The sequence below is a fragment of the Pseudomonas sp. CJQ_9 genome (assembly GCF_043106615.1).
GTDB lineage: Bacteria > Pseudomonadota > Gammaproteobacteria > Pseudomonadales > Pseudomonadaceae > Aquipseudomonas > Aquipseudomonas juntendi.
Genome location: NZ_JBICMS010000111.1, coordinates 1 through 328, shown reverse-complemented (window position 1 = coordinate 328; position 328 = coordinate 1). Strand labels below are relative to the sequence as shown.

Annotated in this window: 1 pseudogene; it reads left to right on the top strand. The window is 60.7% G+C overall.

What is annotated here, in order from left to right:
- A pseudogene (locus ACF8SD_RS24265) lies at window positions 1-328 on the top strand (sugar-binding protein); the annotation flags it as partial.

The window sequence follows — 328 nt, the reverse complement described above, 5'->3', positions numbered from 1 at the left end:
ATGACGCCATGGGGCGCAAGGCCTGGCAGTTTGCCTCGACCTTGCCGGCTGACAAGCTGTCGCAGGTGCACAACGCCGGCATCAATACGTCGTTGCTGGTCGAGCACGCCTACAACCCGATCCACCGCCGTTACCAGTACGACCCGGCCGGTGAACTGGTGCGTACCCTCGACAAGCTACGCGGTGAGATCAAGTACGAATACGAAGCCAACGGCCAGTTGCGCAGTCGTGATACTGGCTCCTTGATCGGCAGCGAGGAATTCCGCTACGACCCGGCAGCCAACCGCCTGGACTTCAATGCGCGGCAGTTCGACAAGGTCAAGGACAA